General features: G+C 70.0%; 29 protein-coding genes and 2 pseudogenes. 19 read left to right on the top strand and 12 right to left on the bottom strand.

Annotated features, from left to right (window positions below; translation table 11 throughout):
* Nucleotide 1 precedes the first annotated feature (1 nt).
* Both AC3IYJ_RS01940 and AC3IYJ_RS01935 read left to right on the top strand, forming a co-directional pair.
* A complete protein-coding gene (locus AC3IYJ_RS01940) occupies nucleotides 2–901 on the top strand; it encodes an amino acid ABC transporter permease (RefSeq protein WP_489399589.1) in 900 nt (299 codons plus the stop codon).
* Entirely contained in the window at nucleotides 898–1641 is a 744-nt protein-coding gene (locus tag AC3IYJ_RS01935; RefSeq protein WP_489399588.1) for an amino acid ABC transporter ATP-binding protein, read from the top strand. The genes AC3IYJ_RS01940 and AC3IYJ_RS01935 overlap by 4 nt, the downstream gene beginning before the upstream one ends.
* A gap of 81 nt (nucleotides 1642–1722) precedes the next feature.
* On the opposite strand, the gene AC3IYJ_RS01930 is transcribed toward AC3IYJ_RS01935, so the two are convergent.
* On the bottom strand, nucleotides 1723–2574 hold the full coding sequence (locus AC3IYJ_RS01930) for a YhjD/YihY/BrkB family envelope integrity protein (protein WP_489399587.1): 852 nt from the start codon (nucleotides 2572–2574) through the stop codon (nucleotides 1723–1725).
* Nucleotides 2575–2735: 161 nt separating this feature from the next.
* Between AC3IYJ_RS01930 and AC3IYJ_RS01925 the strand changes: the two genes are divergently transcribed.
* The 5 genes and pseudogenes from AC3IYJ_RS01925 (at nucleotide 2736) to AC3IYJ_RS01905 (ending at nucleotide 6818) form a co-directional block, all read left to right on the top strand.
* Nucleotides 2736–3989 carry a DUF2254 domain-containing protein gene (locus tag AC3IYJ_RS01925; RefSeq protein WP_489399586.1) on the top strand — a complete coding sequence of 418 codons (1254 nt, stop codon included), beginning with the start codon at nucleotides 2736–2738 and terminating at the stop codon, nucleotides 3987–3989.
* A gap of 176 nt (nucleotides 3990–4165) precedes the next feature.
* Nucleotides 4166–4726: a potassium channel family protein gene (locus tag AC3IYJ_RS01920; protein ID WP_489399585.1), complete on the top strand. Its 561-nt coding sequence runs from the start codon at nucleotides 4166–4168 to the stop codon at nucleotides 4724–4726.
* Nucleotides 4727–4830: 104 nt separating this feature from the next.
* A pseudogene (locus AC3IYJ_RS01915) lies at nucleotides 4831–5751 on the top strand (chloride channel protein); the annotation flags it as partial.
* Nucleotides 5706–6161 (top strand): chloride channel protein, encoded by a 456-nt coding sequence (locus AC3IYJ_RS01910; RefSeq protein WP_489402655.1) that lies wholly within the window; start codon nucleotides 5706–5708, stop codon nucleotides 6159–6161. The pseudogene AC3IYJ_RS01915 and the gene AC3IYJ_RS01910, both read left to right, overlap by 46 nt.
* Nucleotides 6162–6389: 228 nt before the next feature.
* On the top strand, nucleotides 6390–6818 hold the full coding sequence (locus AC3IYJ_RS01905; protein ID WP_489399584.1) for a hypothetical protein: 429 nt from the start codon (nucleotides 6390–6392) through the stop codon (nucleotides 6816–6818).
* Between the two features lie 225 nt (nucleotides 6819–7043).
* Here the strand turns inward: AC3IYJ_RS01905 and AC3IYJ_RS01900 are convergent, their stop codons facing one another.
* From AC3IYJ_RS01900 to AC3IYJ_RS01890, 3 genes are all read right to left on the bottom strand, one after another.
* A complete protein-coding gene (locus AC3IYJ_RS01900; protein WP_489399583.1) occupies nucleotides 7044–8621 on the bottom strand; it encodes a purple acid phosphatase family protein in 1578 nt (525 codons plus the stop codon).
* 189 nt (nucleotides 8622–8810) lie between these two features.
* On the bottom strand, nucleotides 8811–11099 hold the full coding sequence (locus tag AC3IYJ_RS01895) for a hypothetical protein (protein ID WP_489399582.1): 2289 nt from the start codon (nucleotides 11097–11099) through the stop codon (nucleotides 8811–8813).
* Nucleotides 11096–11485 carry a hypothetical protein gene (locus AC3IYJ_RS01890; protein WP_489399581.1) on the bottom strand — a complete coding sequence of 130 codons (390 nt, stop codon included), beginning with the start codon at nucleotides 11483–11485 and terminating at the stop codon, nucleotides 11096–11098. The genes AC3IYJ_RS01895 and AC3IYJ_RS01890 overlap by 4 nt, the downstream gene beginning before the upstream one ends.
* A 737-nt stretch (nucleotides 11486–12222) precedes the next feature.
* Between AC3IYJ_RS01890 and AC3IYJ_RS01885 the strand changes: the two genes are divergently transcribed.
* Nucleotides 12223–12636: a VOC family protein gene (locus AC3IYJ_RS01885; protein WP_489399580.1), complete on the top strand. Its 414-nt coding sequence runs from the start codon at nucleotides 12223–12225 to the stop codon at nucleotides 12634–12636.
* Between the two features lie 104 nt (nucleotides 12637–12740).
* On the top strand, nucleotides 12741–13175 hold the full coding sequence (locus tag AC3IYJ_RS01880; RefSeq protein WP_489399579.1) for a YdeI/OmpD-associated family protein: 435 nt from the start codon (nucleotides 12741–12743) through the stop codon (nucleotides 13173–13175).
* 69 nt (nucleotides 13176–13244) lie between these two features.
* On the opposite strand, the gene rpsR is transcribed toward AC3IYJ_RS01880, so the two are convergent.
* Genes rpsR through rpmG form a run of 4 tightly spaced genes read right to left on the bottom strand, consistent with a single transcriptional unit; the run spans nucleotide 13245 to nucleotide 15115 of the window.
* Nucleotides 13245–13484 (bottom strand): 30S ribosomal protein S18, encoded by a 240-nt coding sequence (rpsR, locus tag AC3IYJ_RS01875; RefSeq protein WP_489399578.1) that lies wholly within the window; start codon nucleotides 13482–13484, stop codon nucleotides 13245–13247.
* 49 nt (nucleotides 13485–13533) lie between these two features.
* Nucleotides 13534–14676, bottom strand: coding sequence for a CobW family GTP-binding protein (locus AC3IYJ_RS01870; RefSeq protein WP_489399577.1), 1143 nt, complete (start codon nucleotides 14674–14676; stop codon nucleotides 13534–13536).
* On the bottom strand, nucleotides 14673–14921 hold the full coding sequence (locus AC3IYJ_RS01865; protein ID WP_489399576.1) for a type B 50S ribosomal protein L31: 249 nt from the start codon (nucleotides 14919–14921) through the stop codon (nucleotides 14673–14675). The genes AC3IYJ_RS01870 and AC3IYJ_RS01865 overlap by 4 nt, the downstream gene beginning before the upstream one ends.
* A gap of 29 nt (nucleotides 14922–14950) precedes the next feature.
* Complete coding sequence (gene rpmG / locus AC3IYJ_RS01860; protein ID WP_489399575.1) at nucleotides 14951–15115, bottom strand: 50S ribosomal protein L33; 165 nt, start codon at nucleotides 15113–15115, stop codon at nucleotides 14951–14953.
* Between the two features lie 67 nt (nucleotides 15116–15182).
* Here rpmG and rpmB point away from each other — a divergent pair, with 67 nt between their 5' ends.
* From rpmB to AC3IYJ_RS01845, 3 genes are all read left to right on the top strand, one after another.
* Nucleotides 15183–15419, top strand: coding sequence for a 50S ribosomal protein L28 (gene rpmB / locus AC3IYJ_RS01855; protein ID WP_489399574.1), 237 nt, complete (start codon nucleotides 15183–15185; stop codon nucleotides 15417–15419).
* Nucleotides 15419–15724 (top strand): 30S ribosomal protein S14, encoded by a 306-nt coding sequence (gene rpsN / locus AC3IYJ_RS01850; RefSeq protein ID WP_489399573.1) that lies wholly within the window; start codon nucleotides 15419–15421, stop codon nucleotides 15722–15724. Before rpmB ends, rpsN begins: the two co-directional genes overlap by 1 nt.
* Nucleotides 15725–16023: 299 nt before the next feature.
* The gene (locus tag AC3IYJ_RS01845) at nucleotides 16024–16320 is read left to right on the top strand and encodes a WhiB family transcriptional regulator (protein WP_489399572.1); all 297 of its coding nucleotides are present in this window, start codon (nucleotides 16024–16026) and stop codon (nucleotides 16318–16320) included.
* Nucleotides 16321–16378: 58 nt separating this feature from the next.
* On the opposite strand, the gene AC3IYJ_RS01840 is transcribed toward AC3IYJ_RS01845, so the two are convergent.
* The 3 genes from AC3IYJ_RS01840 to AC3IYJ_RS01830 all read right to left on the bottom strand — a co-directional run bounded on the left by AC3IYJ_RS01840 (nucleotide 16379) and on the right by AC3IYJ_RS01830 (nucleotide 18734).
* Complete coding sequence (locus AC3IYJ_RS01840) at nucleotides 16379–17374, bottom strand: anti-sigma factor RsbA family regulatory protein (RefSeq protein WP_489399571.1); 996 nt, start codon at nucleotides 17372–17374, stop codon at nucleotides 16379–16381.
* Nucleotides 17375–17451: 77 nt separating this feature from the next.
* Nucleotides 17452–18339, bottom strand: a complete 888-nt coding sequence (locus AC3IYJ_RS01835) for a SigB/SigF/SigG family RNA polymerase sigma factor (protein WP_489399570.1) — start codon at nucleotides 18337–18339, stop codon at nucleotides 17452–17454.
* Nucleotides 18340–18560: 221 nt separating this feature from the next.
* Nucleotides 18561–18734 (bottom strand): CsbD family protein, encoded by a 174-nt coding sequence (locus AC3IYJ_RS01830; RefSeq protein ID WP_489399569.1) that lies wholly within the window; start codon nucleotides 18732–18734, stop codon nucleotides 18561–18563.
* Between the two features lie 223 nt (nucleotides 18735–18957).
* Here AC3IYJ_RS01830 and AC3IYJ_RS01825 point away from each other — a divergent pair, with 223 nt between their 5' ends.
* The 4 genes and pseudogenes from AC3IYJ_RS01825 to AC3IYJ_RS01810 all read left to right on the top strand — a co-directional run bounded on the left by AC3IYJ_RS01825 (nucleotide 18958) and on the right by AC3IYJ_RS01810 (nucleotide 22733).
* The gene (locus AC3IYJ_RS01825) at nucleotides 18958–19329 is read left to right on the top strand and encodes an STAS domain-containing protein (protein WP_489402654.1); all 372 of its coding nucleotides are present in this window, start codon (nucleotides 18958–18960) and stop codon (nucleotides 19327–19329) included.
* 273 nt (nucleotides 19330–19602) lie between these two features.
* Nucleotides 19603–21091: pseudogene (locus AC3IYJ_RS01820) on the top strand (HemK2/MTQ2 family protein methyltransferase).
* A 205-nt stretch (nucleotides 21092–21296) separates the two neighbouring features.
* The gene (locus AC3IYJ_RS01815; protein ID WP_330294304.1) at nucleotides 21297–21452 is read left to right on the top strand and encodes a DUF6131 family protein; all 156 of its coding nucleotides are present in this window, start codon (nucleotides 21297–21299) and stop codon (nucleotides 21450–21452) included.
* A 219-nt stretch (nucleotides 21453–21671) separates the two neighbouring features.
* Nucleotides 21672–22733, top strand: coding sequence for a fatty acid desaturase family protein (locus AC3IYJ_RS01810; protein WP_489399568.1), 1062 nt, complete (start codon nucleotides 21672–21674; stop codon nucleotides 22731–22733).
* A gap of 8 nt (nucleotides 22734–22741) precedes the next feature.
* On the opposite strand, the gene AC3IYJ_RS01805 is transcribed toward AC3IYJ_RS01810, so the two are convergent.
* On the bottom strand, nucleotides 22742–23458 hold the full coding sequence (locus tag AC3IYJ_RS01805) for a hypothetical protein (protein ID WP_489399567.1): 717 nt from the start codon (nucleotides 23456–23458) through the stop codon (nucleotides 22742–22744).
* 148 nt (nucleotides 23459–23606) lie between these two features.
* Between AC3IYJ_RS01805 and AC3IYJ_RS01800 the strand changes: the two genes are divergently transcribed.
* The 3 genes from AC3IYJ_RS01800 to AC3IYJ_RS01790 all read left to right on the top strand — a co-directional run bounded on the left by AC3IYJ_RS01800 (nucleotide 23607) and on the right by AC3IYJ_RS01790 (nucleotide 24962).
* A complete protein-coding gene (locus AC3IYJ_RS01800) occupies nucleotides 23607–23768 on the top strand; it encodes a hydrophobic protein (RefSeq protein WP_489399566.1) in 162 nt (53 codons plus the stop codon).
* Nucleotides 23769–23866: 98 nt separating this feature from the next.
* A complete protein-coding gene (locus tag AC3IYJ_RS01795; protein WP_489399565.1) occupies nucleotides 23867–24235 on the top strand; it encodes a PRC-barrel domain containing protein in 369 nt (122 codons plus the stop codon).
* Between the two features lie 346 nt (nucleotides 24236–24581).
* Nucleotides 24582–24962, top strand: coding sequence for a DUF3618 domain-containing protein (locus tag AC3IYJ_RS01790; protein ID WP_489399564.1), 381 nt, complete (start codon nucleotides 24582–24584; stop codon nucleotides 24960–24962).
* Nucleotides 24963–25400 lie beyond the last annotated feature (438 nt).

Below are 25400 nucleotides of genomic sequence, written 5' to 3'. Positions count from 1 at the left end.
CGTGAACCTCGAAAAGGCGGCCGTGCCGCACCAGTCGGCCATCGCGCCGGACGACACCTACCGGCCCAGCGACCGCGAGCAGGAGCGGGAGCGGTTCCGCCGCTCCCGCAAGCGGCGCCACACCTGGACCGCCGCCCTGTGCACCCTGCTCTGCCTGGTGGTCATCACGGCGGCCGCGATCTCCTCGCCCGGCTGGGAGCGGGTCCACAGCCTGTTCCTGGACGGCGCCGAATTCAGGGAGTCGTTCCCCGAACTCCTGCGTGCCTTCTGGCTCAACATCCAGATGTTCCTCATCGCCGAGGTGCTGATCCTGGTCCTGGGACTGCTGATCGCCCTGGTACGGGTGACCCGCGCTCCCGGCCTGCAGCCGCTCCGGCTGGCCGCGACCGTCTACGTCGACGTCTTCCGCGGAGTTCCCACCCTGCTGCTGGTCTTCCTCGTCGGATTCGGTCTGCCGGCCCTGCGACTGCAGGGCACGCCCTCCGAGCCCTGGGTGCTAGGCGTGATCGCCCTGGTCCTCTCGTACAGCGCCTACGTCGGCGAAGTGCTGCGCGCCGGGCTGAACTCGGTGCACCCCGCGCAGCGCAACGCCGCGCGGGCGCTGGGGCTGAACGAACGCAAGACCCTGCGGTACGTGGTGCTGCCACAGGCGGTGCGCAACGTGCTGCCGCCCCTGCTCAACGACTTCATCGCACTGCAGAAGGACACCGCGCTGGTCGCCGTACTCGGTCCGCTGGAGGCACTGCGGGCCGCACAGATCAAGGCGGACTACGACTTCAACTACACCCCGTACCTGGGAGCGGCTCTCTTGTTCATCGCGGTGACCATTCCGTTGACCCGCTTCGCCGACCGGCTCCAGCGCCGGGCGGCACAGCGCACCTGGGCGGAGACGGGCCGATGAGCGAGCCACTGCTGCGGATCCGCGGCGTGCGCAAGCAGTACGGGTCGCGCCTGGTCCTGCGCTCGATCGACCTGGACGTCGCCGAGCACCAGGTCGTCTGCCTCATCGGCGGCTCGGGCTCGGGCAAGTCCACCCTGCTGCGCTGCGTGGACCTGCTGGACGTCGTCGACGACGGCACCGTCCACCTGGGCGAGACCGAACTGACCGACCCCCGCCTCGATCCGAACGTCGCCCGCGAACGGATCGGCATCGTCTTCCAGGCCTACAACCTGTTCCCGCACCTGAGCGTGCTGGACAACATCACGCTCGCACCGCGCCGGGTCCACGGCGTCCCGCGCAAGCGGGCCGAGGAGTCGGCCCGCGAGCTGCTGGCCCGGCTCGGTCTCGCGGACAAGGCGCACGAGCACCCCGACCGGTTGTCCGGCGGACAGCAGCAGCGCGCCGCGATCGCCCGCGCGCTGGCCACCGAACCGGATCTGCTCCTCTTCGACGAGATCACCTCCGCCCTCGACCCCGAACTGGTGGGCGAGGTCCTGGACGTGGTCGTGGACCTCAAGCAGCGCGGCCTGACCATCCTGATGGCCACGCACGAGATGGACTTCGCCCGGCAGGTCGCGGACCAGGTCTGCTTCCTGGAGGACGGGGTGATCGTGGAACAGGGCACTGCGGAGCAAGTGCTGACCGCTCCGCGCGAGCAGGCCACGCAGCGCTTCCTCGCGCGGGTGCTCAACGGATCGTAGGCACTGCCGGCCGCCGTGCCGCCGAGGCCCCGCCGCCCTTGCGGCGCTCGACACCGAGGGCGGCGTCACGGCTTCACGGCGTCACGGCGTCGCCCGGTCCGCGGGCGTGCGGAGCCAGCGCGCGGGGAGCGGTTCCTGGGCCACCACGTACCCGACGGCGATGGCGAGGGTGACGACGAAGAAGAACGCGATGAGCCAGGAGAGCAGGACGAAGACCGAGCCGAGGCTGCCGAACTGCTGCATGCTGCGGTCGACGGCATGGGGCATGTAGATCCTCGACGCGACCGTCAGGAGCTGCTCCCCGACGCCGGCCAGCACCGCACCGGGCAGCAGCGGCAGCCACGGGATCCGGGAGCCGAGCAGCAAGTGCTGCGTCCACCACCACAGCAGGGTGCCGCTGACCGCGGCGAGGGTGAAACCGGTGGCCCGGCCGGTGCCGAAGGCCGTCTGCACCAGCCCCTGGAACAGCAGGGCGACCAGCCAGACGGCGAGCCACGCCAGCCACCGCCACGCGGCGACGCGGACCTTGGACTTGGGCAGGTGCCAGGAACGCTCGCACGTCTTCTGCAGGGCGCGGCTGCAGGCGGTCGCCGACAGCAGCGTCACCACGATCCCCACCCCGCCCGTGCTCGCGGCAGCCGCGAGGTCGTCGGCGGCGTACACCGACCGCACCTGGTCCAGTGCGGCGTCCTGGAGCCCCAGTGTCGTACGGATGGACGAGACCAGCTGGTTCTGGAGCCAGTCGGGGGCGACGGCCGCGATGACGAAGACGGCCGGTACGGCGCCCAGGAAGGCCTGGGCGGCCAGCCTGGTCGCGCAGTCCAGGACCCTCACCGTCGCGAGCTGCCGCAGGAGCCGGCTCAGGAGAGGGGTGTGTTTGCGCATCCAGCCGGGGACTGCGCCCAGGCGAAGTCCCGCCTCCGGTCCAGGCACGGTCGGACTCCTCGGGGCACGGTTCCCGGCGGCCACGGCCGCCCTTCCCCGAGAACAATGACGGAATTGCCCGTATCCGGCATTTCGCCACTCGGTCTCACCGCACTCGTGATTGCATCTTGAACCGGCGCTGCGTCCAAAGGGATCGTTGAGGAGGCTGGATGTCCGGCTCGGCTGATGCTCCCGCACGCTTCGGGTCCGGGGCGCGACGTCAGCGGGGCGCGCTGTTCCCCCGGCCCACGCGCGCCGTGCGCGGAGACCTGTCCCAGCTCGTCTGTGCGGTCGTCGGGCTGGCGCTGGGACTGCTGGTCCCGAGGATCTCGGTGGGGCCGCAGATGGAATCCGGACGCGTGGCGACCCTCCTGTTCACCATCGGGTTCGGCGTCATCAGCCTGGTGAGCATCATCTACTCGATGCTGTTCCTGGTCGTACAGTTCTCCGCCAGCACCTTCACGCCCCGCCTCAGCCTCTTCCGGGACGAGCCGATCGTCTGGCGCGCCTTCGCCTTCTCCGTCGGGGTGTTCGTCTTCTGCATCACCTCGGGGCTGGCCATCGGCACGAGGAGAAGCGCCTCGGCCGTCCTTCCCTTCCTCGCCATGCTCCTCACGCTGGTCGCGCTCGCACTCATGCGGACGCTCCAGAAGAGAGCGTTCGGCTCGATCCAACTCGCCCATTCGCTGACCGCGATCGCCACCCGCGCCCACCAGCTGTTCGATGCGTCGTACGTGCGACCGTACGACCCGGGCAAGGCCGAAGCAGAACCTCCGGCGATGAGCGGCGGCGCCACCCTCCGCTGGTCGGGACCGGCGGCCGTGGTCCAGCAGATGGACGTGCGCGCACTGGTCGACGTGGCGAAGGCGCACCACTGCTCGATCGTCCTCCGCGTCGCCCCGGGGCTGGCCGTGTCGCGGGGCATGGCACTCGCCGAGGTGACGGGCGGTCAACTGTCCGAACGGGCACTGCGCGACTGCATGGTGACGGGGGTGGAGCGCTCCTTCGACCAGGACCCGCAACTGCCGTTCCGGCTGCTCGTCGACATCGCGCTACGGGCCCTCTCCCCGGCCGTCAACGATCCGGCCACGGCGGTGGATTGCCTGGACCGCATGGAGGACCTGCTGGCCCGCCTCGCCGACCGGGACCTGGACATCGGGTATTTCCCGGACGAGGACGGCGAGTTGCGGGTGTCGGTCCCGGTGCCCGACTGGGAGCAGTACGTACGGACGGCCGTCGACGACCTCGTCTTCGCCGCCGCGGGCTCCCCGATGGCCCTGCGCAGAATGCACACCATGCTGACCAGGCTGGTGGAACGGAGTCCGGGCAGCCGTCACGGAGTCCTGCGGGACCGGCTGCAGTGGGTCGAACGGGCGGGGAGCGAAGCCCACCCGCTGATCTGGGCAGCCTCTGACGCAGGCTAGCCACCCGGCAGGAGACAGGCCAGGCCCAGCCGGTGCGGAGGTGCGGGTCGATCAAACGGATGTTGCAATGGCCGTAGAGCTCTGCCCGCCCAGGGAGGCGTGGGAATCGCCCAGTCGTGTGCGAGGAGTGGTCATGAGCGACGAAGCCTCAGACAACGCAGCAGAGGCCGGTGAAAGTGGCGGGCCGGCCACGGCCGCTGCCTGAGTCGGGCCGTGAGCGCTTCCGCCTGCTGGCCGGTCACCTGCTCCGCTCGACAGCCTCGGTCGTCCTCCTCACGGCGCTGTACTACCTGGCGCCGCTGGACCGCGGATTCGGCGTCATGACCGTCGCACTGCTGGTACTCGGCCTCGCCCTCTTCGGCGGCCTGGTTGCTTGGCAGGTCCTTGCCATCACCCATGCGCAGTATCCGCGGCTGCGCGCCATCGAAGCCCTGGCCACCGCCGTTCCGCTCTTCCTGGTGCTGTTCGCCGCGACGTACTTCCTGCTCGCGAAGGAGCGGCCGGAATCGTTCGCGGAGCCGTTGAGCCGGACCGACGCGCTGTACTTCACGGTCACGGTCTTCGCGACCGTGGGATTCGGGGACATCGCACCCACCACGCAGACCGCCCGTGCGCTGACGACCGCACAGATGATCGTCGATCTGATCGTGGTGGGAGTGATCGCCAAGGTCCTCTTCGGCGCCGTCAAGATCGGGGTGCGCAGGCGAGGGGAGCCCCCGCGGACCCCGGAGGACTAGACCGTCCCTCTCGGATCCTGTCGTGACCGGCCTGGCCCGGTAGCCGCTCCTACGGACCCGGGCCGTGTGGGCCCTACCGCTGCGGCCCAGGAAGGAATGCGCCCATGACGGAGCCGCGCGCTCGATCCGACACACCGGTCAGTGGGACGCAACCACAGGAGGCGGACCTGCTGCGGCACATGCTCCGCAGCCCCGGCTACCTCAAGGCGCTCGCCTTCAGCGCCCTCATCGGCATCCCGGTGTCCCTCGCCGCCTTCTGGTTCCTCGTCCTGCTGCACGAACTGGAGCACGCGCTGTGGGCGGACCTCCCGCACGCCATGGGCCTGGACACCCCACCCTGGTGGTGGCCCTTCCCCCTGCTGCTCCTCGCCGGAACCGCGGTCGGCCTGGTCGCCACCCACCTGCCGGGCGCGGGCGGACACGTCCCCGCCTCCGGACTGCACACCGCAGGCCCCTCGTCGGCCGCACTGCCCGGTGTGCTCCTCGCGGCGGTGGCTAGCCTGCCGTTCGGCGCCGTTCTGGGACCTGAGGCCCCGCTGATCGCCCTGGGCGGCGGCCTGGCCCTGGTGTTCCGGGACCTCGCGAAGGCGCCGGCGACCCCGCAGAGCACCGCGCTGCTGGGCGCGGCCGGAGCGGCGGCGGCCGTTTCCGCCATCTTCGGCAATCCACTGATCGCCGCGGTGCTCCTCATCGAGGTCGCCGGGGTGGGCGGGCCGCAGCTGTTCGCGGTGATGCTCCCCGCCCTGCTCTCCAGCGGAGTCGGAGCCCTGGTGTTCACGGGACTCGGCCGCTGGACCGGACTGGGGACGGGCGACCTCTCCCTGAAGCTGCCCTCCCCGCTGCCCCGCCTGGACCTGGCGGACGTGCTCTGGGCGCTGGTCATTGCCGTTGTCCTCGTCGCGGTCCTGCACCCGATGCTGGCCGGGGCCCGGCTGGTCGCGTCGTACGTGGCCGCGCGACCACTCGTACGGACCGTCCTGTGCGCCCTCGGCGCAGCCGGCTGCGCCGCCCTCTACGCGCTGATCACCGGCCGCTCACCCGTGCAGGTCGCCTCGTCCGGCCAGTCCACCCTCGCCGCACTGGCCTCCGACCCCACGCGTGGGGTATCGGCGCACTGCTCGCCGTCCTGCTGTTCAAGGGCGCCGCCTACACGCTCTGCCTCGGCAGCCTGCGGGGCGGCCCCGTGTTCCCGGGGCTCTTCCTCGGCGCCGCGGCCGGCGTCCTGCTTTCGCCCCTGCCGGGCCTGGGCGTCGTACCGGCGATCGCAGCGGGCCTGGCGGCGGCCGCGGCCATCACCCTGCGGCTGCCGGTGAGCAGCGTGGTGCTCGTGGCCCTGCTGCTGGGCAGCGCCGCGATGATGCCGGTCGTGATCCTGGCGGCCGTGGTCGCCTTCGTCATCACGGAGCTACTGCCACCCGGACGCGCGGCGTCCTAGCCCGAGTCGTCTACCCGGGGCCGCCACGGCCGCCGAGCAGGGTTGCGCGAGTTCTGCAACATCACCACCGTCCGGCAGCCCGTGAACCCCTTCTGACCTGCACTTTCATCCGGGTTGTCGCGGGAGTGGGGGTGCGGTGTGCGGATGCGGGCCCGGTGGCCCTGTGCCAGCTTGGTACGAGTGGGGGGCTGGACCGGGGGGCGTCTTCCCCGAAGGGGTGCATCGCAGATGAACCGACTTCTCGCCACGGCCGTGAGCACGGCCGCCGCAGCGCTTCTCGCGGCAGGCGGGGCCACCGCGGCCTTCGCCGCCGCGCCCGCCGACGACGCGACCGACAAGCTGTGCAGCAGTCTGACCGAACTCAAGGCCGACAACGCGAAATTGCGCACGCTCGACCCGGCAACCGCCACCAAGGACCAGATCAAGGAGGCGCACAAGGCCGTCCAGGACGACTGGAAGACCGTCGCCGAGTCCACCGCGCAGTTCAACGCGGCCCAGAAGGACGCGATCAAGACTGCGGCCAACACCGTGAAGAAGACGTACGAGGACCTGCCCGGCGACACCACCGGCGCCGAAGTCCTGACCAAGCTCACCCCGGACCTGCAGAAGCTCGACACGGCCGTCGCGAGCGCCCAAACCGGCCTGCAATGCGGCTGACCCGAACGCAGCGCTCCAGCCAGGACGGCGGTGTGAAGTCGAACCACCGCCGTCCTGGCATGCCTGATCCGTGGTTCGCCGCGCCGTACTGCCGCCGCTACGGCTCCAGGAACCGCCGCATCACCGCGGCTGCGGCATGGAAAGCCAGAACGGCCGCCTGATGGGTGCGGACGTGATCGGGATGCCCTGGAGCGCGGGGTGGTCCGGTAGTGCGAAGGAGTCGGTCTAGCGCCCGCGCCCCCGCTGGATCTCGAAGTGGTCGATCCGCTGGCCCGACTCGGCCAGTGCGCTGACCTTCAGTTTCGGGTTGTGGCCCGCCTCGACCTCCACTGCGAGGAAGGAGTAGTTGGTGTACCGCACCCGCGACCATTCGACGGTCTCGGTCGCCTTCGTGCCGCCCTTGACCCATCGGTAGGTGTCGACGCTGTCGCGGTCCGCGACGTGGTCCTCGTACGAGTCCGGCACCGGGAAGCTGTACAGCGAACGTCCCGCCGCACCGGCCGTGACGTAGACGATGCCGTCCCGCGTCGGGTCGGTGCGCTCGCCTATGGGAACCTTGCGGCCGACCTTGTTGCCCTTGATGGCGTCGGTCCGTTCGTACACGTGGTTGTGACCGTTGATGACCAGGTCCACCTGGTGCTTCTCGAACAGCGGCACCCAGACGTCGCGCACACCGCCCTCGGAGGCGTGCGCGCTGGTGGTGGAGAACGCGCAGTGGTGGAAGAACACCACGATGAAGTCCACGTCGCGGTTGTGCCGCAGTTCGCCCAGACGGCGGTCCAGCCACGCGGTCTGCTTTCCGCCGCTGATCCCGAAGTTGGCGGGAATCTCGTACGAGACGTCGTTGGCGTCGAGCGCGACGACCCCGACGTTGCCGTGCACGAACGAGTACACGCCGGGCTGGTTGACCGGGTCCGGGCCGTTGTCGGGCAGGGACCAGCGGGCGTTCTGGCCGCCGTAGCCCTGGGGCGAGTACCAGGCTTCCATGTCGTGGTTGCCGGTCGTCACCATCCACGGCACGCTCTTGGCCACCGTCTCCGTCTGCGCCAGGAACAGGTCCCAGGCCCGTGCGTCGTACGTGTCGCCGGCGGTGCCCGAACCGGAGGAGTCGGCGTAGCAGATGTCACCCGCGTGCAGGTGGAAGGCCGGGTTCTGGGCCAGCAGCACCGCGTCGTTGCCGAGTGCGTGGTAGCTCACGCCCTGGTCGCCGAAGGCGGTGAAGGTGAAGTTCTCCGCGCGCGAGGGGGCGGTCGTGAAGGTGCCGAGCGTGCCCAGGTTGCGGTGGTCGGCGGGGTCGAAGCCTTCGTGTCCGACCCCGTAGTAGTAGGTCTGACCGGCCTTCAGCCGGTCCAGGCCCACATGCAGGTAGAACTGCTCGGCCGCGGCGATCTTGCCGCCGTTCAGGACCGGGGTGCTCAGGTGCCGCACCTCGGCCTCGATCTTCACGCTCAGCGCCCAGGGGCTGGTGCCCACGCGCAGGTACGGCTTCTTCACTGCGAACGGCACCTGCCACGACACCCGCATCTGCGTCTTCGGGTCGCCGCCGTACTGCAGGTGCCGCGCGAACGGCGCGGCCAGCGAACCGTCGACACCGCGCCGCTCGGAGGAGGTGAGCACGGCCGGAGCCGCGTACGCGGGGGAGGCCGCGCCGGCGCTCAGGCCGACGCCCGCGACGGCCGCGGTCACCGCACCCGCGCGCAGCGCGCCGCGCCGGGTGAACTTCGAGCGCAGGTACTCGTGCTGCTCGGCCATGCTCATCCGGGAGGCGAGCTTCTGGGGGATACCGAAATCGGGAAGGTCCATGACCGCAAACCTCATCCTCCAAAGCGACGCGGACCTCGCCGCCAGGTGAACGGACGGCGGAGGAACCCCCATGAGAAGCCCCGGAATTGCCCATCCCCGTACCATCCCACCGCGCCCGGCCCAGCTGCTCGTGGCTGTCGGGAGCCCCGCCCCGCCGCTCCTGGTCCACGACCGCGGCGCCGGGACGGTCTAGCGCGGGCCTTCCCCTCCGCCTGCATGAAGCTGCTCCTCTGCCTCCGCCAGTGGTCCGGAGAAGCGGCCCGGATCGGCGTCGGCCAGTCTGCGCAGGACGTGGATGCGTTCGCGCAGGGTGCTTCGGGCCTCGTCCCACAGCTCCGCGACGGCGAGGTGGTGGGTGAGCACGTCCAGGACCTGTTCCAGGTACTGGGCGTATCCGGCGAAGTTCCGGTCGGCCTGTTCCCTGCGGATCGTGGCCGCTTCGCGAATCGGAGCCAGCGACTCCGCGTTCTGGCCCAGCTCCTGGAGCGCCATGCCGAGGTTGTGCAGGGCCCCGGCGAGCTCCACGTCGTCCGGGATCGAATCGCCGTGGACGAGGCTCCGACAGGCGTCCACCGCCTCCTTCGCCACCTTGAGCTGCTCGGCGGGATCGAGGAGCTCGCGACCCGCGAGGTTGGCCAGGGCGTAGGTCAGGCGCCGCTGCAGTTCGCCGTGCACCTCCGGCTCGTCCTGGTGCCGCTCTGCCAGTTCCCGGTACAGCGCAACGGCCTCTGTGCTGCACTCCAGGGCCCGTACGTAGTCACCCTTCAGCTCGTTGTAGATGCCGGCCCAGTCAAGGAAGACGGCCAGTAGCTCCCGATGGCGGTCGAGGTGCGGCGCGAGTCCCCGCAGGAGGCGCAGGGAGTGCTCGATCTCGGTTGCGGCGGCCGCGTACTGCCCAATTCCGTCGAGGCGGTGGGCGAAACGGCTGTGGACCCGGGCGAGGGCCTCCGCGTCGTGGCCCGCGCGCCGTAATCGATACGGGGTGATGTGCCGGGCGAGCTCGGCGGCGCCGGCGTCGAGCTCCGGGTCCCGAAACGGCAGGCTCGACTCGATGGCGTCCAGCAGCCGCGGTGGCAGGGACGGGATCCGTACGAGAGCGGAGAGCGCGGCGGACCCGGCCCTGTGCACCAGCGTGGGCCGGTCGGTGAGCAGCGGCACGAGCTGGCGTTCCGCCACGTGGTCCCAGCGCTGTGCCGTCTCGATCAGGGTGATCAGCGCGCGTCTGGGCCAGGACAGGGCTTCGATCGATTCGTCGGGGAGGGAGAACAACCGCTGGGCGGCGCGTGTGGTCCACGGGGATTGCATGAGGGAAGGCACCGGTCCGTGCGGCAGCATCAGGGCGATGAAGTCCTCGCCGAGCCGGTCGGGGTAGAGCGGTTCCAACACCGTGTCCGGCCGGCGCGCCGGGTAGGCCACGGCGTGGCCGTCGAGGGCCTGGCCCGGATCGGCGGGGTTGATCCCGAGACGGGTGAGCACCTCATGGGCCTGCTGCCACGGCAGGGCCCCGGTGAGGGTGGCCGCGTACACGGTACGGGCGAAGGTGCCGGTCGGGATCGAGACCCGGCCGCCGGTGCACAACTGCTCCCAGTACGTGTGCTCGCGCAGGAGCAGGTAGGTGGAGATCTCGGCCGGGCTGCGCGGCGGTTCCTGGCCCCGGCGCAGGGCGTCCACCTCGGCCAGCGCCGCCATGTGCACCGCCAGTACGGTGGCGAACCCGTCGCCGCCCAGATCGGGCGGTGTGCGGGGCGCGGCCGTAACGCTCAGGGCCGCGCCGAAGTGGGCGCGCGCGGCCGTGAACAGGGTGGTGTGGTCGATCTCCTCGGTAAGGGCGGGTAGTTCGCGTATCTCGACCCGCGCGTCGAGATCCCACAGATGTTTGGACGGCGTGCTCCACCAGCCGGTAGCGGCGCGGGCGATGAACAGCATCCTCAACGCGCGGTCGTCCTGTCGCGTGCAGTCGCTGATGAAGCCGGTCAGGTCCTGGCCGGGCCAGCGCTCGGCGTAGTCGACGATCATCAGGAGGCCCCTGGAGTCGGTGTCCGCCTCCGCTACGGCGATGTGGGTCCGGGTCATGTGGTCGCTTCCGTGCCGCACTTGGAAGACGGTCCAGCCCTCGTCCCGGCACCGCCGTGCGAACTCCTCGGCCACCCGGGACTTTCCCTGACCGCCCGGACCGTGGAGCAGCAGCGCCGACGAGGCGGCCCTGGCGCGGCACCACTTGCGCAGATCCCGGAGCAGTGCGGCCCGTCCGACGAACTCCGGTTGACGGTAACGGGGGTTGAGCAGCTGGCTGGGCTGCTCCCGCGCCTGGTCCCGGTCGATGTCGAGGGGTGCCCGTGCGGCGGGCTCCAGGCGGTAGAGCGGTGGCTGCTGAATGTTCTGTACGACGGAGCTGCCGACCCGCTCGACGACGGTCATGTTGCCGTGCACCGTGACCTGTTGCCCCGGGCCCGCCAGCCAGCCGCGTCGAGGGCTCACCGCTCCTCGATCACTGACTCGCCCGCCCCGTCGACCTGTACATGGTCGCCCTCGATGTGCGAACCGGTCGCCGGCGGGGAAACCGGGCCCGGTCGCCGTGCCCCCGAATGCCGCCTGAGCGTCACGCGCGACCGCCCCTTCACTCTCCGGACCGAGATCTTCGACCCCCCGACGTACTCGGGACCCGGGGCCGGCGCAGTCGCGTTGTGCGCCATGACCAGCGAGAACACCTGGCACGCCAGTCCGATCAGCGTGACCGTCAGGCCGATGACGCTCGCCAACTTGTCCGCCTGGTCGAGCCCGACCGCGGTGAAGTACGCAATGAGGCCTGCGGCGGCGAGTACCCAGACGGCGCCGCAGATCCAAGCCAGCCTCTGCCAAGTCATAGGGCCAGCATGACCGTCGTCCCGTGCCGGTGTAACCCCACTGTTCGACAGCGGACCAACGGCCTGCCTGTGATGCCTCCACGATCGATTGGGGCAGCATGGCGACCACCCCGGCGGGGCCTGCGCGGGCGCCCGTCGGCAGGCGGCCGGCGGGCGCTGGCTCCGCGTCCGTCAGCCGATGACCCGCACCGACTGGGGACCACCGACGTAGGACACTCCGGGGCCGGGATCCAGGGTCGTGACGAAGGTGTTGCAGCTCGTGCCGAGGTAGACGCTCACCCGCTTGTCCGTCTCGTTGGTGACGTTGATCGCCCGGGCAGAATCGTTGATTCATTCGCCCATCAGAGCCCTACGCGGCTTTCGCGACCGCCGTCGGGCCGGAAAGCGGAAGCCGGGACGACCCGGGAAACGCGCAGCCGCCGTCGGAGCGCCCTTGGGACGCGGCTCGGCCGCGCGGTCAAACCCGGTCGTTCACAACGAGCATGACGACTGCTCAGATTTACCGACCAGGGATCGCCGACGCGCGACACGCGATACGAGCCGAAGCTTCCCAATTGAATGAACGCGTTCAAGTCAATGGGTAGGGTGAAGTCAAGTCAGGGCGCCGGTGCGGCAGCGGCTGCCCACCGGGCGGCGAGGTCACAGGGGCGGGGTGGCAACCGGGTCCTGTCCGGAAGCCCGGCCGGGCGCATGACCCTCCATGAGCCACACAACTACCCATGCACAAGGAGCAGGACATGAAGGCGCACGTCAGCTCGATCCTTCTTGGCGTCCGGGACATGGACCGGGCCAAGCAGTTCTACGCCGAGGGGCTCGGCTGGAAGATCCAGAGCGACTTCGGCATCTCGGTGTTCTTCGAATCGGACGGTGCCTCGCCCGTCGGCTTCTACAGCCGTGAAGGCCTGGCCGACCAGGTGGGCACGGACCAGGAAGGCAGCGGCTTCAGCGGACTGGTTCTGACCTACGTCGTCCGCAGCGAGGCGCGGGTCGACGAGGTCCTCGCGGAGGCCGCGAAGGCCGGCGCGACGATACTCAAGCCCGCCGGCGCTCTGCCGTGGGGCGGGTACGGCGGCACCTTCGCCGACCCGGAGGGCTACATCTGGAGTCTCGGCTACAGCGCCCAGGGAACCGACCAGCCCTACGCCGAGTAGCCGCGGTCCTTGTTCTGCAGCCGTCCGGGGCGGCGGGGCGCGTGCCGCCGCCACCCCGGACGGCTGCGACCGGGGTACGCGAGAGGGACGAGCAGGAGGAGATCATGAAGTTTCGGGCCCACGTTGAACCACCTGAGCCCATGCGGGGTCTGGAGATTCCGTCCGAGGTGGTGGCAGCGCTCGGCGGGGGTGCGCGGCCGCCGGTGACGATCACGGTCAACGGGCACTCGTGGAAGAGCCGGGTCGCCATCCTGCGGGGCCGCCACCTGCTCGGCCTCAGCCATGCCAACCGGCAGGCCGCGGGTGTGGAGATCGGTGACGAGGTCGAGGTCGAACTGGAGCTGGACACCGAGCCGCGCGTCGTCGTCGAGCCCGCGGACTTCGCCCGGGCTCTGGACGACGACCCGGTCGCCCGCGCCGCCTACGACAACCTTGCGTACAGCCACAAGCGCGAGCATGTGCGCGCGATCGAGAGCGCGAAGAAGCCCGAGACGCGCCAACGGCGCATCGAGAAGGCCATCGCCGCCCTGCGGGGCTGAGCGCCGAAGGCGGGACTCCGGCGGCCGTGCAATCGCCGTGCGGAGTCCGCCCCGGCGGTCTCGGTGTCCCTATCGGATGCCCGCGTAGGGGAGCAGTGCCATCTCCCGGGCGTTCTTGATCGCCGAGGCCAGCCGTCGCTGCTGCTGGGCGGTGACGCGGGTGATACGGCGGCTGCGGATCTTGCCGCGGTCGGAGATGAACTTCCGCAGCAGGTCGGTGTCCTTGTAGTCGATGTACGTGATCTTCGCCGCGTCCAGGGGGTTGGGACGGGACTTCACGGGCTTGTGGACGCTCTGGCGACGGGCCATCAGGATTCCTTTTGCTTCGTGGGTGAGGGAGACGCTCGGTCCCGGAGGGTCAGGAAACCGGGTCGAGGAGGGAGTCGAAGGCGGCGGGGAGGGCCTTCCAGGCCTCGGGTCCCGCCGCGTACTCGGCGTCGGTCAGCAGGCAGGACTCGAGGAGTTGTTCGAGGCCGCTCCGGTCGAGGCCGGGGGAGGTGAAGACGAGGTGCTGGCAGCAGTCGCCGTGCTCGGGATGCCAGTCGAGTGAGGCGGCCGCCCGGCGCATCGCAGGCACCATCTCCCAGGCGGCGTCCGGCAGGGAGGCCAGCCAGGGCCCGGCGTTCTCCACGCACAGGGCGCCCCCGGCGGCGTCCCAGGCGAGCAGGGTGTCGGGCCGGTCGGCGAGCCAGAACCGGCCGCGGCTGCGGACGGCGACACAGCAGAGGTCTTCGAGGGCCTCGTAGAGCCGTTCGGGGTGGAAGGGGCGGTGGCGGCTCCAGACGAACGTGGTGACGCCCGCCTCCTCCGCCTCCTGGGGAAGCAGGGCGCAGGCCGGGTGCTGGGCGGCGGCCGCCGCTTCCACGTCGAAGCCGGCGAAGGCCAGTTGGGCGAGTTCTCCGGATCCGGCGGGCACCTGGCGGGCGGTCGGGTGGAGCTGGGCGAGGAGGGCGCGGTCCTCGTCGTCGGCGTCCTCGCTGTCGACGAGGGCGAGTACGGGGGCGTACTCGAGCTGACGGGCCCAGGTGTCCCCGACGGTGCGCTGGTCGGTGGCTGCCGCCGCGAGCCCCGCGTCGGCCAGGTCGTCGCCGTTGGCGAGGTACGGCAGTACGAGCGCGGGGTCGACCGCGGTGATGACACCGGTGAGATCGAGCGCGTCCCCGCCGTGTTCCGCGACGACCTGGGCCATCGATCTGGGCTCGACCGAGTCCCAGAGCTCGACGACGGCCAGCCGGGCCGTGCCGCTGTCGGCCAGTCGTCGCAGCTCGGGGACGAGGTCCTCGCGCAGCGCGCAGCAGGCGCAGTCGTTGAGGAGGGGCGCTTCGCCCCGGGACAGCTCGCCCGAGGCGTCGCGCACCACGCGCAGCACGGTGCCCGCCGCTGCCGTGGCCAGGTCGTGGTGGAGGACGACGCTGCCCGGCACGGCGTGCAGCAGCCGTTCCACTACTTGCTTGCGGGCGTCGGCGTGGAGCCCGCCGACGATCACGACGGGCAGGGTCACGCCTTGCTCCCGTAGCGGCGCTCGAAGCGCTCGACGCGGCCGGCGGTGTCCAGGACGCGCGCGGTGCCGGTGTAGAAGGGGTGGCTCTGCGAGGAGATCTCGACGTCGATGACGGGGTAGGTGTTGCCGTCCTCCCACTCGACCGTCCTGCTGCTGGTGGCGGTGGAGCGGGTGAGGAAGGCGAAGTCGGCGGCCTTGTCGCGGAAGACGACGGGGCCGTAGGCGGGGTGGATTCCGGGCTTCATGACGGTGTCCTTCAGGCAGGGGGCGGGGGTCAGCGCTCTTCGCGGAAGTCGACGTGCCGGCGCACCACCGGGTCGAACTTGCGCAGCACCAGGCGGTCCGGATCGTTCCGCCGGTTCTTGCGGGTGACGTAGGTGTATCCGGTCCCCGCCGTTGAGCGGAGCTTGATGATCGGGCGTACTTCGGAGCGAGCCATGGCGCTAGTATATGACAATGATTCCCATTATCAACAAGGGATCGTCCGAGGAGAGGTAGGTAACCCCTTGTCCGCCCACTGCCAACTGACCGGTGCCCAGCCGGGCTTCGGCAACAACATCTCCCACTCGCACCGGCGCACCTCGCGCCGCTTCGACCCCAATGTCCAGAGCAAGCGCTACTGGCTGCCCAGTGAGGGCCGGCACGTACGGCTGAAGCTTTCCGCCAGGGCGATCAAGACCGTGGACGCCATCGGTGTCGAAGCCGCCGTGGCGCGGATCCGTGCCCGGGGGGTGAAGGTCTGATGGCCAAGCAGAGCAAGATCGCTCAGAACGAGAAGCGCAAGGCGGTCGTCGCGCGGTACGCCGCCCGGCGGGCCGAGCTGAAGGAGGTGATCCGGCGCCCGTCCTCCACGGAGACCGAGCGCGCGGCCGCGCTGGCGGAACTGCGCAGGCAACCCCGCGACGCCAGCGCCACCCGCGTGCGGAACCGGGACAGCGTGGACGGTCGGCCCCGCGGACACCTGCGGAAGTTCGGCCTGTCCCGGGTGCGCGTGCGCGAACAGGCGCACGCGGGATTCCTGCCCGGAGTCACCAAATCGTCCTGGTAGGGCGGTGAGCAGGTAGCCGGAAAGGCCGGCGTGCCCACGTCCCCGGCGGGATGTGGGCACGCCTGGGCAGCGAAGATTGAATCCGGCGGCGTGGGCGGGTCCATCCCTGATCATGCGCGGGTATCCCCTGAGTTGGCCGGGGAGGGGCACGCATCCCTGCGCGTCGTCGCTCCGGGGCGCGGGCGGGGGCGGGGCGCATCTGTTTGAGGTGCGTACTCCGGGCCAGACGAGAAGGGATCGTGTATCCGAATCCGGTCCGGATCAGGGCCGTCTCCGATGGAGGTTCCGAGGTGGGAAACGTGTCGCGTCTGCCAGGCCGTGCCGAGCACCACTGGTTGTGGCAGGAGGAGGCCGCGTGCCGGGAACTGGGCTCGCGTCTCTTCTTCCATCCTGCGGGCGAGCGGAGCCCGGACCGTGAGCAGCGGGACGAGGCGGCGAAAGAGGTGTGTGCGCTGTGCCCGGTACAGCGCGACTGCCTGCGCCACGCACTGGAGGTGGGGGAGCCGTTCGGGGTCTGGGGCGGGCTCACCGAGAGTGAAAGGCGTCGGCTCGACGACGCCGAAGGGGCGAGGGCCGCGCTGTCCTCCACCGGTTGATCAACCTCCCTTTGTGGAATGAGGCGTTGGCGGGCGTGAGGCGGCCCCTGCCGGGCCGTCAGGGCAATGCCACGGCGGGCGGCCGCAGGTCGAGGCGGACCTGGACCGCCGTGCCCGTGGCGCCGGTGTGGATGCGGACCAGCGTGGCGTACTCGTTGACCAGGAGCAGTCCGCGGCCACCGGGCCGCTCGGCCGGAGGCGGTACGCGACCGGCGAGCGGATCGCGCAGCAGCCCGAGGTCCCGCACTTCGCACACCAGTTGATCCTCCTCGGCCCATAGCCGCAGGGTTCCGCTCCCACCCGCGTGCACGACGCTGTTCGTCGTCAGCTCGGCGACGATCAGCGAGAGTGCGGCGCGGTCCTCGTCGGTCGTGCCGAGCCGTGCGGCGATCCGGTCGGCGAACAGGCGTGCGCCGTGCAGACATCCTTCGTCGAACTCGAAGGTGGCGGCGTCGGCGGGGTGCGCCAGTGGCTCGTTGCAGTGTGCGAGAGCGCTGCTGGGTGAGAAGAGGGTGCTGACCTGCTCCCGGCCGGCCTCGATGACGGCCGGATGGGTGACCCGCGCGTCGGCGAGCACCTCGGGGGGCAGGCGTTCCGCGTCGTACGGACAAAGGACGGTCACGTCGCGACCGTGGAAGGCGGCGTTGATCAAGGCTTCGTGCTGGACGCACGCCGGGTACTCCCGAGGGGTGCGACCCGGCCAGATGGGCTCACCGACGATACGGACGTGCCCGGACGGGTGTGCGTCGGCGAAGGCCAGCAGAACCTTGGGGATGATCCGGCCCGGATTGCGCCCCGCCAGCGTCATGTCGAGGAATCGGACACCAGGTCCCGTGGGGTTCGAGTCCTGGTTGCGGAGTTCCGCCCTGATCAGCTGAAGATTCGCGTCCGGTACGGCTACGGCGACGGGCTCTCCGGCTTCCGCTCCGGCCCTGATGAAGGGCATCAGAGCGGCCACGTACTCGTGCTCGCCCCGGTAGAAGAAGGCGGGGTGCGCAAAGGGGCTCGCGGAGATCGTGCGGCTCATCATGTCCTGGGAGCCCCGGCTGGTCATGACGATCACTTTCCGATGTCGACGTCTTTTCCATGCTTTTGCCCCGGAAGCAGCCGTTTATGCCCTGACCTGCGCGCTCACGAGGCGTCGGTGTCGTCCGCGTCGGTGTCGTCGTCGGTCAGGAGGCCCGTCCTCAGTCGTTCCATGATCCGGTTGAGCAACCGGGAGACGTGCATCTGGGAGAGGCCCAGCCGGTCGCCGATCTCGGACTGGGTGAGTTCCCCTCCGAAGCGCAGGGCCAGGATCTGCCGATCGCGGTCGCTGAGCGTTGTCAGCAGGGGCTTGAGCGTTTCCAGGCACTCGATGCGGTCGTACGCCGCGTCCTCGGCGCCGAGCGAGTGTGCCAGCGGCGCCACCTTCGTGTCCTCGCCGATGAGGGGCGCGTCGAGGGAGCCCGCGGTGTACCCGTTGGCGGCCTGGAGGCCCTCGTCCAGTTCGGCGTCGGTGATGCCGAGGCATTGCGCCAGCTCGTGTTCGGTCGGCCGACGGCCCAGTCGCTGTTCGAGGGCGTCGTAGGTCTTGGCGATGTCGAGCCGCAGCTCCTGCAGACGCCTGGGAACCTTCACCGACCAGCTGGTGTCACGGAAGAACCGCTTGATCTCACCGCTGATCGTGGGTATCGCGAACGTGGCGAACTCGATCCCGCGCTCCACGTCGTACCGGTTGATGGCCTTGATGAGGCCGATCGTGCCGACCTGGATGATGTCCTCCAGCGGCTCCCTGCGCGCGCGGTAGCGGCGGGCCGCGTACTTCACCAGGCTGAGATTCAGCTCGACCAGGGTGTTGCGAACGTACGAGTACTCGGGGGTGCCCTCCTCCAGGGTGCCCAGACGCCGGAAGAGCGCTGTGGACAGGGTCCGGGCGTCCGTGGTGCTCACGGCGACCGGGTTCTCGGGGATACCGAGGGGGCCCGGGAGGAGCTCGGTATGGAGGGGGTCCGCAATGTCGCGGGAAATGGTTGACATATGAAACCTCCGACGGCTGGGGCTGCGGCCGGAAAGCGCAGCAGGGGACCGTCGTCGTCTTTCCGTTCGGTATATACCCCCATACAGGGCAGGCTGACCCTCCCTCGTGACAAGGGATACCGGACGGGGCTCGGGTCCCCGGCTGCCGGACGCGACAGCCCCCGGGGCCGTCGCGTGAAGGCGACGGCCCCGGGGGCGGAGGGGATGACGACAGGCGGACTTCAGTTTTTGGACTTCTTGAGGTGGTCCGCCGCCTTCGCCGCGGCCTCCTGCGCCTTGCCGGTGAGACGTTCCGCGGCGCCTTCCGCCTGCATGCTCCTGTCGCCCATCGCGTCGCCGGCGGTTTCCTTGATCTTGCCCTTGACCTGCTTGGCCTTGGCCTTCGCCTTGCTCATGACCATCAGTCCTCTCGGCCGTGCCGTATTTCCTCTGACGGGCCGCGACTGCCCGGGACCTCGCGGTGTATGCCTCCCGAGCCGCTCCGATGCCGAGCGGAGGCCAGGGCTTCCCGTACCGCCCGGAGTCACGAGGGTGCGGCTGCCCCGCACGAGTGAAGGCGTTGGGCCGTCGCACGTTCGTGCAGAGCCGGCTGCGCCGCTCGGAGGCATACTCGTGACCATGGACGATGGCGGTGATGACCTTTTCCCCGAGGATCCGGAGCTGTCAGCCGCCGATGTGGCAGTGACCGTCTCCTACGAGACCGCCGACACCTGTGTGATCGCCGTGCGCGGGGAAATCGACATGAGTACCGTCAGGCCGCTTTCAGACGCGCTCGCCGCGGCGGCCCGGTCGCACGGCCGCGTGATCCTGGACGCCTCCGGAATCAGCTTCGGAGACTCCTCTCTCCTGAACCTGCTCCTGCGCATCCACCAGGCCACCGATCTGCGCATCGTGGCGCCCGGACACCAGCTCAGGAGCCTGTTCGCGATCACCGGAGCCGACACCGTCCTCGATGTGAGGCACTCCATGCCGTCCGCCACGGAGGACTGATTCCGCCGTTGGAGAGAGCGTGCTCGACCGGCGGAGAGCGGGAAGAAGGCCGAGGAGATCGCTGCCCGCACCGTCGACAAGGGACGAGCGCGGCACGGCGAGTCGAATGCGGCGAGCCGCCCCGCTGCCAAGCACCGCAACATCGGACGCCCTCGTGTGATCCTCCGAAGATCGGCAGGTCCTGGGTAGGCCCCCGCGTTTCGGGCAGCCGCCACTCGTTCGACCAATCGGCGATCTGCCCAGCGTGGACCGCATCCGACACGGTGGTGCGCGATGCTCGACACGGCCCTGACCAGCTGGGATGCCTCGGTACGACTGATCACCCCGCCCGGTGTGTACCGCCCGCAGTCCGATACGCACCTGCTGGCCGATGCGCTCTCCCGTGAGGAGCTGGGGCCCGCGACCGAGGTCATGGAGATCGGCACCGGAACCGGCGCTCTCGCGCTGTGTGCGGCCGGGGCCGGGGTGCGGGTGACAGCGGTCGACGTCTCCTGGCCGGCCGTGATCGCCACCCGGCTCAACGCGCTGCGAAGGCGGCTGCCGCTGCACGTGCTGCACGGAGATTTCGCCGCGCGCACGAGCGGCCGCCGCTTCGACGTCGTACTCGCCAATCCACCGTACGTACCGTCCCCGCGGGCCCGCCTGCCGTCGCACGGCGCCGCCCGCGCATGGGACGCCGGCTCGGACGGCCGCGCGGTCATCGACAGGATCTGTGCGCACGCGCCGCAGCCGTTGCAGCCGGGCGGGGTTCTGCTCATGGTGCACTCGGCGATGTGCGGGGCCGCGACCACCACGGAGTACTTGAGGCGCGGAGGCCTGGCGGTCCGAGTGGTGTCGCGGGTCTTGGTGCCATGGGGCCCGGTGCTGCGGTCGAGGCGGGCCTGGCTGATGAGCCGGGGCCTGACCGACGGGGACGAGTGGGAAGAGCTGGCGGCCGATCCGTGGGGCGAGGACCTCCAGCTCGCGCTCTACATGCTGTACGAACTCCACTACCGGGGCTTCGGGGGAGTCGGCGACGACCGGGAATGGGATCCGGACCTGCTCCGCCTGCGACAGGCGATGGAGACCCGGTTCCTGCACGCCCTGCGAACCGAGCTGGCGGATGCCGCCCGGTCGGTCGAGGAGGCTTTCGCGCCGCTCCTCGTCGAGCCCGTCGAGCGCCGCCCTGCGCTCCCTCTACCACCTCAAGGAGGCCGACCCGCACGTCTGGGTCGTCCCCCGGCTCACCGGACGGGCCAAGGCCGCCATGGTCGCGATCGAGTACGACGAGTTCGGCGCCGGGCGCGCGGCGGACATCCACGCGCAGCTCTTCGCCGACCTCATGGACGACCTCGGCCTGGACCACGCATACGGCAGGTATCTGGACCACGCCCCGGCCCCGCTGCTCGCCACCGTCAACCTGATGTCGCTCTTCGGCCTGCCCCGCGCCCTGCGCGGGGCCCTGGTGGGTCACTTCGCCTGCGTCGAAGTGACCCCCTCGCCCGGCTCGCGGCGTATGGCCAAGGCCATGCGGCGATGCGGGGCGGGTACGGCCGCGGAGCGCTTCTACGCGGAACACGTCGAGGCCGACGCCGTGCACGAGCAGGTCGTACGGCGCGAGGTGATCGGCGGCCTCCTCGCCGACGAACCGGACCTGGAGCCCGACGTGGCCTTCGGCTGCGTGGCGACCGTCCTGTTGGAGGACCGCCTCGGATCACACGTACGGGAAGCCTGGGAGCGCGGGCACTCCGCCCTGCGGACCCGGCTGTCACCGGCGCCGTGAGACGAACCGGGTAGTCGAGGACGCCGGTGAATCCGTCCAGTCCTGTTCCGGTCACGGAAAGCTCCTCGGGTGAGCGGGTGGATATCCCCCGCAGAAGATCAGGGACGATCGGCAGCTAAGGACGGAATTCTCGGGTACACGCGATCTGAAACACCCCGGCGGATCAACCGTTCCGTCGAATTCCCGACATGACAACGAGGGCATCATGCTTTTCGCCGGACTCATCCTCCTGCTCATCGGATTCCTGACCGGAATCTCCATCCTCTGGACCATCGGGATCATTCTGCTCGTGGTGGGCGCGGTGCTCTGGATTCTCGGCTCGGTCGGGCACGCGGTCGGCGGACGACGCCACTACTGGTAATCGGTGCGCCATTGACGGTGTGCCGGGGCGCTGGACCGTCGGCAGGACCGGCGGTCGCGCCCCGGGGGATTGGGTGGGGCCTTCCGGGCCGACGCCACTCGACCGGGGCCGTCCCGAGGAGACCCTCGTCATCTGCGACCGGCATCGGGGAACGCCGGCCCGCCTGGCCGGGGCAGTGGAAGGGGATCGCGACAAAGCCGTGGAAAGCGACATCCGATCATGAACTCTCTGGAGACGGTGCGACCCCCGCCCGCAGGGGCGCAGACGGGGAGCGACTTCGCCCGGCTGTCCAAGAGGATCCAGGCGGCCGGCCTGATGGTTCGGCGCCCGGGCTACTACATGTTGCGCATCACCACCGTGGCGGCTCTCTACGCCATGGGCTGCGCGACCTTCGTGCTGATCGGCGACAGCTGGTGGACGCTGCTCGCCGCCGGATTCCTCGCCTTCGTGTTCGGTCAGGTGGCACTGCTGGCGCACGACGTCGCGCACCGGCAGGTGTTCCGCCGGCGCAAGGCCAGCGAGCTGTCCGGGCGCCTGGCCGGAAACCTCGGCATCGGCATGGGATACGGCTGGTGGCAGGACAAGCACAGCCGGCACCATGCCAACCCGAACCACGAGGACCTCGATCCCGATCTCGATCCGGACATCCTCGTGTGGACGCAGGACCAGGCCCGCGCCGCGAAGGGGCTGCCGCGGCTCCTTGGCCGCTCCCAGGCATTCCTGTTCTTCCCGCTGCTCACGCTGGAAGGCTTCAATCTGCACGTGTCCGGGATCCGGTCACTGGCGGACGACGCCCTGAAGAACCGGGCGTGGGAAGGCTTCCTCCTCTTCACGCACATCGTGGTCTATCTCGGTGCGCTGTTCGTGGTGCTCCCGCCCGGCAAGGCGATCGCGTTCCTGGTGGTCCACCAGTGCCTCTTCGGCATCTACCTCGGCTCCATCTTCGCCCCGAACCACAAGGGCATGCCGACCCTGCGGGGCGCGGACCGGCCGGACTTCCTGCGCCGCCAGGTGCTGACTTCCCGTGACGTTCGGGGCGGGCGGTTCACCGACATCGTGCTCGGAGGCCTGAACTACCAGATCGAGCACCACCTCTTCCCGAGCATGCCCAGCCCCCACCTGCGCCGGGCCCAGGTCATCGTGCGCAGCCACTGCCAGGAACTGGGAGTGGGCTACCTGGAGACCAGTCTGATCAGCTCCTACCGGCAGACCCTCGCCAGCCTCCACCACGCCGGCGCCCCTCTCCGGCGGGCCCCCATCCGGCAGGTCCGCACCAACTGACGGCAGGTCTAGTGCAGGATGCTCACCGCGCGGGCGATGACGAGGAGTGAGGTCATCAGCGCGGCGACGCCCTGCACGCTCATCAGGAGCTTGGCTCGGGTGGACAGGGGCATGGTGTCGGTCGGGCTGAAGGCGGTCGAGTTGGTGACGGACACGTAGAGGTAGTCCATCAAGGTGGGGACCCAGTCGGACTTGACGCTGGAACCGTCCGCGACCTCCTTGACGGCGTCGTCGTTCTCGTCCTGCGAGAAGCGGAAGTCCGCCAGCGGCAGATCGGCGCGGGCGGCCTGGGTCCGGCTGACGGGGCCGCCGCGGTCCAGTTCCCAGTAGGCCAGACCGAAGACCACGATGTTGGTCAGCCAGACCTGGAACGCGGCCGTCAGCAGGGAGCCCCCGTCCTTCACCCCGGCGGACACCAGATCGTGGATCAGGATCCCGAGGGAGACCAGGTTGCTCGCCGCGATGACCAGGACGAGGGTCAGGGACAGCGCGCGGGAGAGCCTGGTCTGGCGGGTGAGCCGTCTGGGATTGATCGCGATCAACGGGACGAGGAGCAGCAGTTCCAGGGCGAGCAGCACATAGCGGGGTCCGACCAGAAGCTGCTGCGGCAGGATCTGGTAGAGCCCGATCGCCACCAGGGTGGCGACCACGGCGGGCAGTCGTGCCTCCCCTCGGCGTTCGTGCCGGGGGAGCTTGAGCCGGGCATCGGCGCGGCTGGTGGTCATGGCCTCTGCCTCCTCGTCGGTCGGCGGGCGGGATCTCCTCGCAGGTGGTGCTCCTTCCCGCCTTGCGGGCCCTGTGACTCCTGATTCACGAATTCGGCGGTGTGAGGGGGCGGGAACGGGGCAGACGGAATTTCGGAGGTCGATAATCATGGTTCCCCTTCTTCTCGTTCTGCTTCTGATCCTGGTTCTCGTCGGTGCGGGTTTCGCACTGAAGCTCCTGTGGTGGGTCGCCATAGCCGTATTGGTGTTGTGGCTGATCGGTTTCGTCGCCCGTCCCAAGGGCGGCAGCGGCCGCTGGTACCGCTGGTAGCGGTCCGGATTCGGAGTTTCCCCCTCGCGACGCACGGAGAAAGAACGGACGGCAGAAATCCTTTGTCGTCCTCCCCCTACCGGAGGAGTTGTTTTCGCGTGGCTGAACACGTGTGGAGTTACAGGGCGACCGCCGGCCATCTGGCCGGTACCGATCTGACCGGCTACAAGGTCGAGGCGACCGACGGCGGCATCGGCAAGGTCCACAAGCACTCCGACGAGGTCGGTGACGCCTACCTGGTCGTGGACACCGGTGTATGGATCTTCGGCAAGGAGGTCCTGCTTCCGGCGGGCACCGTCGTCAGCGTCGACCCGCAGGAGCGGAAGGTCTTCGTCGACCGGACGATGGGCCAGATCAAGGACGCGCCCGAATTCCACCGGGACAAGCACCTCGCCGACCCCGGGTACCGCGAGGAACTGCGCACCTACTACGCCCCCAACAGCCCCTTCGGTATCCCGCCGGCCTGACCTGCTCAAGGCAGTGGGCCCGGACTCCAGGAGTCCGGGCCCACTGCCTTGCCCGGCGCCCCGACCCTCGCCGATGCCATCGAACTCCCGGTCAACTCCATGCCCCAGGACATCGGGGACCCAACTCCGGTCGCCCCAGAGGCGGATCGTCGCCTTCTGCGCACACGTCGGTCGGAGCATGCTGCCGGGCGAGCTCCGGGTCGAGGAAGGCTGACTCTGCCTCAGGCGGGCCGGGAGTCAGCGGTCGGCATCTCGGGTCCCGACTGCGTTATCGGCTCGTTGCCGGGTATCCGCGCAGCGGACAGCCCAGGCAAGCGGAGAAGGATTCGAAGGAAAGGACACCTCGATGACGAGGACCGGGTCACACGGCAGCACGTCCCTCCCCACCGCACAGGAACTTCTTCGGCAGGTCGCGCGCACGCGTAAGGAGCTCGGACGGACGGTCGGAGCACTGTCCTCCACGGTGGACGCCGCAGCGCGGACCCACGACGGGATGGCCGGCGCCAAGGGGCAGATCGGGCAGGCCACCGCTCGGCTGCGGGATACGGCCGCGCACGTCGGGAGGTTCGCGGCGGGCAAGGGCAAGGGCCTCGACTCCGTGCGGGGCAAGGCGGTTCGGGTCGCGGCACGGAGCAACCGCACCGTGCTGATCGCGGCCGTCGGAGTACTGGCTGGCGTCCTGATCGTCCGGCGTGCACGGCGGGGGACGACGACAGGGCGATGCTGACCGGGGCCGCGAGGGGGATCCGTGCGGCCCCCCTCAGCCGTCCGACCAGGTTGGTTACCGTCTGCGGCGAGGCCGCATACCACCCGATGGGCTCGGCCGGCCTCCCGCTCCGCTCCCGCGCCGAGGCCGTTTGAGGCGGGTCCGACGGGGCAGGCGCCGAGGGCGCGCCGATCATCGACGCGCGATGCAAGGCAAGGAATTTCGAGGTGAAGCGCATGGACTGGACCACTGAACCGCAACCCGAAGGCCCCGGCCCGATCCCCAGCAGGCCGGATCCGGTGCCGCGCGATCCGGAACCCGGACCTCCCGGGCCCAAGCCCCGTGACCCGCGACCGGCCCCCGACCAGCCCTCGCCCGTCGAACGGCCGCCTGTGGTGGAACCGCCCGACTAGGCCGCCTCCTTCCGTCTCGCCGGGTCCGTGTCGTTCGGCACTGCAC

It is taken from the genome of Streptomyces sp. GL_140 (assembly GCF_057834465.1).
Note: the sequence above shows the minus strand (reverse complement) of the source record. Positions and strands in the feature narration are given on the sequence as shown.

Bases quoted from the DNA above. Each gene is read 5' to 3' on its own strand.
- AC3IYJ_RS01935 (WP_489399588.1), top strand. From the start codon at position 898: ATGAGCGAGCCACTGCTGCGGATCCGCGGCGTGCGCAAGCAGTACGGG.
- AC3IYJ_RS01925 (WP_489399586.1), top strand. From the start codon at position 2,736: ATGTCCGGCTCGGCTGATGCTCCCGCACGCTTCGGGTCCGGGGCGCGA.
- AC3IYJ_RS01905 (WP_489399584.1), top strand. From the start codon at position 6,390: ATGAACCGACTTCTCGCCACGGCCGTGAGCACGGCCGCCGCAGCGCTT.
- AC3IYJ_RS01900 (WP_489399583.1), bottom strand. From the start codon at position 8,621: ATGGACCTTCCCGATTTCGGTATCCCCCAGAAGCTCGCCTCCCGGATG.
- AC3IYJ_RS01890 (WP_489399581.1), bottom strand. From the start codon at position 11,485: ATGACTTGGCAGAGGCTGGCTTGGATCTGCGGCGCCGTCTGGGTACTC.
- AC3IYJ_RS01885 (WP_489399580.1), top strand. From the start codon at position 12,223: ATGAAGGCGCACGTCAGCTCGATCCTTCTTGGCGTCCGGGACATGGAC.
- AC3IYJ_RS01880 (WP_489399579.1), top strand. From the start codon at position 12,741: ATGAAGTTTCGGGCCCACGTTGAACCACCTGAGCCCATGCGGGGTCTG.
- rpsR (WP_489399578.1), bottom strand. From the start codon at position 13,484: ATGGCCCGTCGCCAGAGCGTCCACAAGCCCGTGAAGTCCCGTCCCAAC.
- AC3IYJ_RS01865 (WP_489399576.1), bottom strand. From the start codon at position 14,921: ATGAAGCCCGGAATCCACCCCGCCTACGGCCCCGTCGTCTTCCGCGAC.
- rpmG (WP_489399575.1), bottom strand. From the start codon at position 15,115: ATGGCTCGCTCCGAAGTACGCCCGATCATCAAGCTCCGCTCAACGGCG.
- rpsN (WP_489399573.1), top strand. From the start codon at position 15,419: ATGGCCAAGCAGAGCAAGATCGCTCAGAACGAGAAGCGCAAGGCGGTC.
- AC3IYJ_RS01840 (WP_489399571.1), bottom strand. From the start codon at position 17,374: ATGACCAGCCGGGGCTCCCAGGACATGATGAGCCGCACGATCTCCGCG.
- AC3IYJ_RS01835 (WP_489399570.1), bottom strand. From the start codon at position 18,339: ATGTCAACCATTTCCCGCGACATTGCGGACCCCCTCCATACCGAGCTC.
- AC3IYJ_RS01830 (WP_489399569.1), bottom strand. From the start codon at position 18,734: ATGAGCAAGGCGAAGGCCAAGGCCAAGCAGGTCAAGGGCAAGATCAAG.
- AC3IYJ_RS01825 (WP_489402654.1), top strand. From the start codon at position 18,958: ATGGACGATGGCGGTGATGACCTTTTCCCCGAGGATCCGGAGCTGTCA.
- AC3IYJ_RS01815 (WP_330294304.1), top strand. From the start codon at position 21,297: ATGCTTTTCGCCGGACTCATCCTCCTGCTCATCGGATTCCTGACCGGA.
- AC3IYJ_RS01810 (WP_489399568.1), top strand. From the start codon at position 21,672: ATGAACTCTCTGGAGACGGTGCGACCCCCGCCCGCAGGGGCGCAGACG.
- AC3IYJ_RS01805 (WP_489399567.1), bottom strand. From the start codon at position 23,458: ATGACCACCAGCCGCGCCGATGCCCGGCTCAAGCTCCCCCGGCACGAA.
- AC3IYJ_RS01800 (WP_489399566.1), top strand. From the start codon at position 23,607: ATGGTTCCCCTTCTTCTCGTTCTGCTTCTGATCCTGGTTCTCGTCGGT.
- AC3IYJ_RS01790 (WP_489399564.1), top strand. From the start codon at position 24,582: ATGACGAGGACCGGGTCACACGGCAGCACGTCCCTCCCCACCGCACAG.